General features: G+C 51.6%; 9 protein-coding genes and 1 pseudogene. 5 read left to right on the plus strand and 5 right to left on the minus strand.

From position 1 onward, the window contains the following. A partial coding sequence (locus R3177_RS09885) for a guanosine-5'-triphosphate,3'-diphosphate pyrophosphatase (protein ID WP_318970874.1) occupies nucleotides 1-1317 on the minus strand: 1317 nt, incomplete at its 3' end. Further along, the gene (gene rhlB, locus R3177_RS09890; RefSeq protein ID WP_318970875.1) at nucleotides 1283-2569 is read right to left on the minus strand and encodes an ATP-dependent RNA helicase RhlB; all 1287 of its coding nucleotides are present in this window, start codon (nucleotides 2567-2569) and stop codon (nucleotides 1283-1285) included. The genes R3177_RS09885 and rhlB, both read right to left, overlap by 35 nt. A 101-nt stretch (nucleotides 2570-2670) precedes the next feature. Here rhlB and trxA point away from each other — a divergent pair, with 101 nt between their 5' ends. The 3 genes from trxA (at nucleotide 2671) to R3177_RS09905 (ending at nucleotide 5848) form a co-directional block, all read left to right on the plus strand. After that, a complete protein-coding gene (gene trxA / locus R3177_RS09895; RefSeq protein ID WP_318970876.1) occupies nucleotides 2671-2997 on the plus strand; it encodes a thioredoxin TrxA in 327 nt (108 codons plus the stop codon). 192 nt (nucleotides 2998-3189) lie between these two features. Further along, nucleotides 3190-4455 carry a transcription termination factor Rho gene (gene rho, locus R3177_RS09900; protein WP_318970877.1) on the plus strand — a complete coding sequence of 422 codons (1266 nt, stop codon included), beginning with the start codon at nucleotides 3190-3192 and terminating at the stop codon, nucleotides 4453-4455. A 97-nt stretch (nucleotides 4456-4552) separates the two neighbouring features. Continuing rightward, complete coding sequence (locus R3177_RS09905) at nucleotides 4553-5848, plus strand: NAD(P)/FAD-dependent oxidoreductase (RefSeq protein WP_318970878.1); 1296 nt, start codon at nucleotides 4553-4555, stop codon at nucleotides 5846-5848. 14 nt (nucleotides 5849-5862) lie between these two features. Here R3177_RS09905 and deoA read toward each other — a convergent pair whose 3' ends face one another. The 3 genes from deoA to R3177_RS09920 form a co-directional block, all read right to left on the minus strand. Next, nucleotides 5863-7179, minus strand: a complete 1317-nt coding sequence (gene deoA / locus R3177_RS09910; RefSeq protein ID WP_318970879.1) for a thymidine phosphorylase — start codon at nucleotides 7177-7179, stop codon at nucleotides 5863-5865. 4 nt (nucleotides 7180-7183) lie between these two features. Continuing rightward, nucleotides 7184-7615, minus strand: coding sequence for a cytidine deaminase (locus tag R3177_RS09915; RefSeq protein ID WP_318970880.1), 432 nt, complete (start codon nucleotides 7613-7615; stop codon nucleotides 7184-7186). A 69-nt stretch (nucleotides 7616-7684) separates the two neighbouring features. Continuing rightward, entirely contained in the window at nucleotides 7685-8461 is a 777-nt protein-coding gene (locus tag R3177_RS09920) for an amidohydrolase (protein WP_318970881.1), read from the minus strand. A 217-nt stretch (nucleotides 8462-8678) separates the two neighbouring features. On the opposite strand from R3177_RS09920, the gene R3177_RS09925 reads away from it, so the two are divergent. Continuing rightward, on the plus strand, nucleotides 8679-9566 hold the full coding sequence (locus tag R3177_RS09925) for a LysR substrate-binding domain-containing protein (protein WP_318970882.1): 888 nt from the start codon (nucleotides 8679-8681) through the stop codon (nucleotides 9564-9566). Nucleotides 9567-9764: 198 nt separating this feature from the next. After that, nucleotides 9765-10077, plus strand: a pseudogene (locus R3177_RS09930) (hypothetical protein); the annotation flags it as partial.

A 10077-nucleotide genomic window follows, 5' to 3' on the forward strand; every position in this document is an offset into this window, starting at 1 on the left:
CGCTATAATGTCCCGGCTGATGTCGGCCCGGTGATTATGAACCAGCGCCATAACCAGTTGCTGCTGGGCCCGGGTAAAGCCCGGCAAATCAGAATGGTTAATAATATAAGCGCCATGATGATGATGGTTTTTATATTCGATGAGCAGACCAAGCTCATGCAGCAAAGCGCCACACCGTAACATGCTGAGCCCTTCGAATTTATTTAAATCCCAGCGATGTTGTAGCTGGCCGGCCAGCTCTACGGCCATGTCAGCCACCCGCCCGGCGTGGCGCTGATCAATAAAGTAGCGCACCATCAGGCTGGCCACAGTGCGGTTGCGCACATCACTGTGCTGTAACTGGGGCAACATGCTGTAAAGCACCCCTTCGCGCAACGCCCCTCCAGACAATGTCATGCCATGGATCTGTAATTTACGGAACAGCGCTACCAGTATGGCCAGCCCGGAAGCAAAAACCTGCTTACGCTCCTGCGCCAGGCCAAGAATATTTAACTGACTGATCGGGCCACAGGCCATCGCCTGCTGCATAATGTCTTCAAGCTTACCCAGCGTAATGACTTCGTCTTTCCCCTGCGCAACCAGAATTTCCTGCACTGCCTGCACGGTGCCAGAGGCACCTACTGCAATTTGCCAGCCTGTTGCCAGAAACTGTGCACAAATCAAATCAACCTGCTGCTCGGCAGCATTTATCGCCTGGCTGAAATTTTCCTCACTCAGCTCGCCATCACCAAAATGACGTTCCAGAAAGGTCACACAGCCCATATTCAGGCTGGCCAGTAGCTCAGGTGTAAAACCACGGCCCACCACGACTTCAGTACTGGCACCGCCAATATCAATGACCAACCGGTTAGAGTCGCAATTAGAGGTGTGGGCTACACCCAGATAAATAATTCTGGCTTCATCGGCGCCGCTAATCACCTGCACCTTCTGACCGAGGATAGTTTCTGCTTCTTTGAGGAAGGTTTTAACATTCTGCGCCAGACGCAGCGTGGCAGTGCCGACTATCCGGATATTCGCGGCAGGAATGTCCTGTAGTCGTTCGGCAAATAAGGCCAGACATTCCCAGCCGCGTTTCATTGCTTTGCGGCTGAGCACTAAATTATCGTTCAGGCCGGCTGCCAGCCGGACTTTGCGCTTCACCCGGCCAATAACCTGTACTGAACCACCGACCACCTTGACCATCAGCATATGAAAACTGTTAGAGCCAAGGTCGATAACCGCATAGATATCACTATGCGGTGACGTATCGCCCAGCAGGTCAGCAGCGACCTGAGACAGCGGGCTAGCGGGGGCGGCTGCGGGGGTTTCTTGGGCCACTGCCGCTGCGTCCACTGTTACCCCGGCCCGGACCACTGCGCGCCTGTCCAGGACGACGCCGCACCCGGGGTTTAGGTACGGTTAAATCATCCAGTAGTGCACTGGCATCGTACTGGGTCAGCGCTATCGGATGTTTGATGTAATCTTCAATCGCGGTCAGATTCAGGGCATAACGCTCGCAGGCAAAACTGATCGCTTTACCACTTTCACCGGCGCGGCCAGTCCGGCCAATCCGGTGCACATAGTCTTCGCAATCGTCCGGCAGATCGTAGTTGAAAACGTGACTTACTTTCGGAATATGTAAGCCGCGGGCAGCAACATCGGTTGCAACCAGAATATCCAGTTTGCCGGTGGTAAAGTCATCCAGAATTTTCAGCCGCTTCTTCTGAATCACGTCGCCGGTCAGCATCCCCACCCGATGACCATCGGCTTCCAGCCAGGCGTAGACATCTTCACAGGCATGCTTGGTATTGGCAAACACAATTGCTTTATCAGGCCAGTCTTCTTCAATCAGCGTCAGCAACAATTTCATTTTATGCTCATGCGCCGGATAAAACAGCTCTTCACTGATCCGGCTGCCGGTCATCTCATCCGGTGCCACATGAATATGCACAGGCTCATTCATTTTTTCGAATGCCAGCTCCTGCACTTTGTAAGATAAGGTGGCAGAGAACAATAAACTCAAGCGTTCGGTGGCTGGCGGCATCCGGTTAAACATAAAGCGGATATCTTTTATAAAGCCTAAATCAAACATCCTGTCGGCTTCATCCAGCACCACAACCTGAATTTGATCAAGGCTGTAAAGCCCCTGCTTCAGATAATCGATCAGCCGGCCAGTGGTGCCAATTAAAATATCGACACCTTGTTCCAGTAACTGCCGTTGAGAATCGTAACCCTCGCCACCATATATTAAACCAAGCCGCATATTCGTTTTCTGGGCCAGCATTACGGCATCGTTATGGATCTGCACAGCCAGTTCCCGCGTAGGAGCCATAATAATGGCACGCGGCTGACCAGAACCTTTTGGTTCGTTGTTAAGCAGATAATGAAATGTAGCAGTTAGAAAAGCCAGGGTTTTGCCGGTACCGGTCTGAGCCTGACCCGCTATATCTTTGCCTGCCAGCGCCAGGGGTAAACACTGGGCCTGAATTGGCGTACAATAGCTGTAACCTTGCGCCGCTAAAGCGTCAAGAACTTGTGGCGCCAATGCAAAATCGGCGAATTTATGTGAGGTTAAGTGAGTTTTATTCATACCTGCCTAGCATAACTGTTACGCTTGCAATAAGAAACAGCCGCGTTTAAATTGATAACACATTTTTGCAGTGTAACTGCACAGCCTGAACGGAGAAATAGATGAGCGAACAAATTTTACAGGTTTCTGACGACAGTTTTGAAACTGATGTTTTAAAAGCCGAAGTACCAGTACTGGTCGACTTCTGGGCAGAATGGTGTGGCCCTTGTAAAATGATTGCACCAATCCTGGAAGATGTTGCTGCTGATTACAGTGGTAAAGTTACCATCGCCAAGGTAAATATTGATCAGAACCCGAATACCCCGCCAAAATTTGGCATTCGTGGCATTCCAACTTTACTGTTGTTTAAAAACGGTCAGGTAGCGGCAACCAAGGTTGGCGCCCTGTCTAAAACCCAGTTAAAAGAATTTTTAGATAGCAATATCTGAAAATGACAGAAAAAGGCGTATTTTTGTACGCCTTTTTGTTGCTCGCGGCTGGACGTACCTGACAACTGCTGCTATTGTGTGGCTAAGCAAATATCTTAAACCACGCTTGTCTGTCGAATAAACCAACTTCCAAACCTTTATTATCGAACCGATAAGCATTTTCTGTTTTTACCAACAAGAACCCATCAAACTATGCATTTAACAGAACTGAAACTGAAGCCAATTAGCGAACTGGTTGATTTGGCCGAGTCTATGGGCCAGGAAAACATGGCCCGCCTGCGTAAACAAGATATCATTTTTGCAATATTAAAATCCCACGCCAAAAACGGTGAAGAGATTTTCGGTGCAGGCGTGTTGGAAATTTTGCAGGATGGTTTTGGTTTCTTACGTTCTTCAGACAGTTCTTACCTGGCCGGGCCGGATGATATTTATGTATCGCCCAGCCAGATCCGCCGCTTTAACCTGCGTACTGGTGACAGTATTTCCGGATTGATCCGACCGCCAAAAGAAGGCGAACGTTATTTTGCGCTGTTAAAAGTAAACGAAGTTAACTTCGGCCGGCCAGAGCAAGCCCGTAACAAAATACTATTTGAAAACTTAACCGCATTGCATGCCAATTCGCGGCTGCGGATGGAACGCGGTAATGGTAGCCGGGAAGATATCACCGCCCGGGTTCTGGATTTAGCCTCACCGATTGGCCGGGGCCAGCGTGGCTTAATTGTGGCACCGCCTAAAGCCGGTAAAACGATTTTGCTGCAGAATATTGCTCAGTCGATTGCTGCCAATCACCCGGAATGTGTGCTGATGGTGCTGCTGATTGACGAGCGGCCGGAAGAAGTTACCGAAATGCAGCGGCTGGTTAAAGGCGAAGTGGTCGCTTCTACCTTCGATGAACCGGCGAGTCGCCATGTGCAGGTAGCTGAAATGGTCATCGAAAAAGCCAAACGCCTGGTTGAACATAAAAAAGACGTTATTATTCTGCTCGACTCAATTACCCGGTTGGCCCGCGCTTACAACACCGTTATCCCCAGTTCAGGTAAAGTCCTGACCGGTGGTGTTGACGCCAACGCGCTGCATAAGCCGAAGCGTTTCTTCGGTGCAGCCCGTAACGTTGAAGAAGGCGGCAGCTTAACTATTATCGCCACTGCGCTGGTCGATACCGGCTCTAAAATGGATGAGGTAATTTACGAAGAGTTTAAAGGCACCGGTAATATGGAGCTGCACTTATCGCGCAAAATTGCCGAGCGCCGCATTTTCCCGGCCATTGACTTTAACCGCTCAGGTACCCGCCGTGAAGAATTGCTGGCCTCGCCGGAAGAACTACAGAAGATGTGGATCCTGCGAAAAATCCTGCACCCGATGGACGAGAGCGATTGCATGGAGTTTTTAATCGATAAGTTGTCGATGACCAAAACCAATGATGAGTTTTTTGATGCCATGAAACGGCAAAAATCTTAACTCCCCCTAACCGGCGCCCGCGCCGGTTTTTTTATGGTCAGACTTATGAGGCAAGGCTGTAACACCCGCTTTTAGAATAATGAAAGGAAAGTACAACATGACACCCCCTCGCATCGTAGTGGTTGGCGGCGGTGCCGGTGGCCTGGAACTGGCTACCCGGCTTGGCAATAAACTGGGGCGTAATAAGCGCGCCCATATCACTCTGGTCGATCGAAATCATACCCATATCTGGAAACCATTACTGCATGAGGTCGCAACCGGCACTCTGGATGTTGAAATTGATCAGCTAAGCTACCGGGCGCATGCTGCCAGTCATCACTTTGAGTTTCAGTTGGGCAATTTCACTGATATCAACCGCGAGACAAAAACGGTGACACTGGCCGCGATAACCTCAGCAGATGGCGAGCAATTGCTGGCAGAACGCGAACTTAGCTATGATTATCTGGTTCTGGCAATTGGCAGTATTTCCAATCACTTTAATACCCCGGGGGTGGCGGAGCACTGTATTTTTCTGGACAGCCCGGCTCAGGCACACCGGTTTCAGCGACGCTTGCTGGATGCATACCTGAAACTTAATTCACCTGAACACCCGAAAGATAAGCTTAATATTGCTATTGTCGGCGCAGGGGCGACTGGGGTTGAACTGGCAGCGGAGCTTTATCACGCCGCGGCAGAGCTTAACCTGTATGGCTTTGCTGACTTGCGCTCTGACCGGCTGAACATCTCTCTGGTAGAAGCCGGCCCTCGTATCTTACCGGCATTACCCGAGCGGATTGCCAACTCGGCTTTAAAAGAGCTGCAAAAGCTTGGGGTTAATGTCCGGGTCAATACCCGGGTTACCGCCGCCGATAGCCAGGGATTGCAATTGGGCGACGAGCATCTGGATGCTGAGCTGATGGTGTGGGCCGCAGGCATTAAAGCGCCGGATTTTATGCGCGATTTAGCCGCGCTGGAGACTAACCGTCTTAATCAGCTGGTGGTCAATGCCATGCTGCAATCTAGCAGAGATGAGCGGATATTTGTTATTGGCGACTGTGCGGCCTGTCCGCTGCCTGACGGCAAATGGGTGCCGCCGCGGGCACAATCTGCTCATCAGATGGCCAGTCTGGTTGCGAGCAATCTTATTGCCATTTTAAACAACCAGCCGCTGCATGCCTTTAAATATAAAGATCATGGTTCGCTGATTTCATTAAGCCGGTTTGGTACAGTCGGCAGCTTAATGGGTAATCTGGTTGGCGGAGCCATGATGATTGAAGGCCGGATAGCCCGGCTGGCCTATATTTCATTGTACCGGATGCATCAGGTTGCACTGCATGGCTGGCTGAAAATGCTGGTTATTTCGCTGGTGGCAAGGATTAACCGGATAGTCCGGCCCCGGCTGAAACTGCATTAAATGCCGGCCGGTGCTCAGCCTATCACGTCATGAACCAGCGAATTGGCAGCCGGGCATGGCGCTGTCAGGGTTAAAGCTGCCAGAAACTCCTGGCAGGCAACCGCCGCTGCATCGGCGCTGGCGGCATGCACCCGGGCGATAACATCGCCCTGCTGTACCTGTTGTCCTGTGGCCAGAATATCGCTAAAACCGACGGCCGGGTTGATTTGCTGACTGGGGTGAGATCGGCCGCCGCCTAAGCGCACTACCGCCATACCAAGGCCGACGGTATTATGGTAAGCAAGATAACCGCTTTGCGGGGCAATAATGTCCTTTACCACCGGGGCACTGGCTAAATACTGTACCGGCTTTTCCAGCAAATCGGCGGGCCCGCCCAGCTCACACACCATTTTGCTGAATATTTCAGCGGCTTTACCTGAACTGAGGCTGTGCTCCAGTGCCGCCACAGCGGCTGCCTTATCTTTGAAAAGACCACCGAGCAGCAGCATACTGGCGCCCAGCTCCAACGTCAGCTGATGCAACCGTGGCTCGCGGTATTTGCCGGTTAAATAATCAAGCGTTTCGATAACTTCCAGCGCATTACCCGCTGTGCTGCCTAATATCTGGTTCATATCGGTAATCAGCGCCCGGGTCGCCACGCCGGCGCCGGTAGCGGTATTGACAATACTGGTTGCCAGGGCACTGGCGTCCTGAGCGGTGGCCATGATGGCGCCATTCCCTACTTTAACATCCATCACCAGCGCGTCTAAGCCCTCTGACAGCTTCTTCGATAAAATTGACGCGGTAATAAGCGGTATTGACTCCACCGTCGCGGTCACATCGCGAATACCATAAAGACGGCGGTCAGCCGGGGCCAGCTCGCTGCTCTGCCCCACAATCACACAGCCAAGCTGTGGTAACAGCTGCTCAATCCTGTTTAAGCTCTGGGTACAGCTGTAGCCAGGAATACTTTCAAGCTTATCAACGGTGCCGCCGGTGTGGCCCAGGCCACGGCCGGCGATGCTTGGCATAAAAGCACCACAGGCTGCCACCATTGGTGCCAGCATCAGGGTAACCTTATCGCCAACGCCACCGGTACTGTGCTTATCCACTACCGGGCCATTCAGCCTGCCCTGCCAGTTAAGAACGGTGCCCGAATCACGCATCGCCAGCGTTAATTCGACAGTTTCGCTCACTGCCATGCCATTTAAGTAAATGGCCATCGCCAGCGCTGCTGCCTGGCTGTCACTAAAGCTGTCGTCGGTCAGGCCTTGCACAAACTGGCGGATCTCAGCATGGCTTAACGGCTTACCGTTACGTTTGGTTTTAATAATTTCCTGAGGAATGGCCATAGCGTTAACTGTCCTTACTGATTTTAGTGCTGGCAGCCAGATAGGTCGGGGTAAAGGCATCAGGCAGCAATTGCTGCAGGGTCCAGCTTTGCTGCTGGCCCAGATGATTGCTGCTGGCAATCGGCGCATCCGGCATAAAAAATTCAGCTATCACCTGGCGGCAAATACCACAAGGTGGTGTCAGCTTGCTTTGCGGTGTATACACCAGTAACGCTACGAATTTGCGCTCACCGGCCACGACGGCTGCCGCTATCGCATTGCGTTCGGCGCATACGGTACCGCCATAAGAGGCGTTTTCGACATTACAACCGGCAAAAATTTTGCCATTTTCGGCCTGAATAGCCACTCCCACCGGGAACTGACTATAAGGGGCGTAAGCCTGCTCTGAGGCTGCTTTGGCGGCAGCATGCAGGGCTGCCCAGTTAATTGATGTCACGCTTGAGAAACCTGCTGAATTATGGCCGTACAGTGTTGCCTTGAAATGGCGGCAGGTCAAGCGTGTTCGTTAATTCAGGGTAAAGTGGTCTGCATCTAAGTGGGCCGGAAATGCCTGACGGTATTGCGCCAATGCGCTGCCATCCAGGGTTGCTGTCAGCACCCCTGCGTCAGCTTTGGCCAGGCTGGCCACAACCCCGCCCTGATAATCTACCACCATGCTGTCTCCGCTATAGTGAATATCGTTGCCATCCTGGCCTACCCGGTTCACACCCAACACATAGGCCTGGTTTTCAATTGCCCGGGCCAGCAGCAGGCTGCTCCAGGCATGACGGCGCGCTGCCGGCCAGTTAGCGACATAAATTAATACGTCATAGTCATTGCGGTTGCGGCTGAATACCGGAAAGCGCAGGTCATAGCAAACCTGCAGGCAAAAACGCAGACCAAGCCAGCGCACGATAACCCGCTGCTGCCCCGCCTGATAGGCGTGCTGCTCGCCCGCCATCCGGAATAAATGTTTTTTATCGTAATAGCTGACAATGCCATCCGGGGTGACAAAATACAGCCGGTTAACATAACCATCCGCGGCCGTTTTCACCGCCAGCGAGCCGGTCAGCGCCGCGTTTAACGCTTTTGCCTGCTCAGTTAACCAGCGCAAGCCCGGCCCCGGCTCAACTTCCGCGATTTCAGCACTTTGCATACTAAAGCCGGTAGTAAACATTTCCGGTAGCACCACTAAGTCGGTTGCCTTCAACTGTGCAAGCAAGCCGCTGAAGTGAGCCAGATTAGCTGCACTGTCCTGCCAGTACAAAGTGGTTTGCAGCAAGCTGACGTTCAAAGCTGACATAATACCTCCGCTGCCTGAGTTAAGGTGGCCGGTGTTGGTCGTGTCGATTATAAGGCCATTTGCTCAGAAAAAGTTGCCAAAACCAGCGCGAATGCTATCATTCAGCCTGTTTTGTGTATAGACATCTAAACGTTTAGCTATATTTGAAACTTGTGCAGCCAGTTTGTCATTTCAGGCTTGTATAATAAGCCTCATAAGTTACCAGGTGTACCGGACTATGACGATACATACGCCACTCCGTGGCTTGCGCTGCTTTTGCGTGGCTGCCGAGTGTTTAAGTTTTAAAGAAACCGCCAAGCAGCTTTACTTAACGCCATCAGCGGTCAGCCACCAGATTAAACAACTGGAAGATAACTTAAATCTCAGTTTATTTGAGCGTAAAACCCGCGCCATTGCCTTAACGGAAACCGGCAAACGCTTTTATCAGCAGGTGCAGCCGCTGCTGGCCCAGTTGGCTGATACTATCGCCCAGTTCAGCCAGGCCGAACGGATACAGGAAGTCAGCATTTCGATGCCGGAGTTTTTTGCCAGCGAGCTGTTTGTACCAAAGTTAATTGGCTGGTCGGCGCAATATCCGAACATTAATTTAAAGCTGGAAACGGTAAAGTCACGTCGTGACAGTCCGAAATATACCGATTTATCAATAATTTTATCCGGTAAAAAGCCCGATGAAATGCAGGCCTATGATCTCTTCCCGATAAGCTATGTACCGGCTTGTAACCCTAAGCTGTATGAGCAAATTCATGGCAAAAGCTACCGGGCGCTGGAGAAAACCCCGCTGATCCTGCATCAGGCGCGGCCGCACGCCTGGCATCAGTGGGCAGAGCATGTTGGCTACCATAACTTTAAACCTAAGCAAATTATTCAGCTCGACAGTATGTTCAGTGTCGCCCGTGCCGCTCAGCAGGGGCTGGGGGTAGCCCTTATTCCGCTACCCATCAGCCAAAGCTGGTTTAGCGGCGGCAGCCTGGTGCGGTTGTTTGAACAGGAGCTGTTAAGCCGCGATCGCTATTACCTGGTGCGGCATGATGACGATGGCAGCCGGCCAGAAATTCAGTTGCTGATTGACTGGGTGTTAAAGAGTTTTCAACCTGCGGTCAGTTAATTCCCGCTTGCCATTACCCGGGATTTATGACAGTCACTCCACTGCTTGCTGCGATTTACAGGTGAATTTTTTTAACTTATCAGTGTGATTTATCTCGTTTGTCAGACCAGTTGCTACTGACTAAAGTATCCCTGTCGCCGCGAAATCTTTCACTACGAAAGGCCGGTGACCCAAATTTAAACCAAGGGAGAATACGACATGACATTCACAGCCAAAAAATTTGCTACCGCCGTGGCACTGAGCGTGCTGGCATCAAGTCCATTTCTCGCTTCAGCTGCGAGCAATGGTTACAAAATGGTGTTAATTGAAGACACCCCGGGCGCTACGACCATTCAGGCAGGTCAGTTACAGCAGGGTATCAGCGAAGTAACCAGCTATCGCGGTGCGGATGCAGACAACTTTTCACTGCAAATGAGCCTGTGCGTCGCCTACAGCCGCTTAAGCCAGCTTGACCAGGCGCAAAGCGCTTGCTCAAAGGCAGTTAGCCTGGCACAAAGCACCCCGGCAGTAA

This window comes from Arsukibacterium sp. (assembly GCF_033722355.1).
Classification (GTDB): Bacteria; Pseudomonadota; Gammaproteobacteria; order Enterobacterales; family Alteromonadaceae; genus Alishewanella.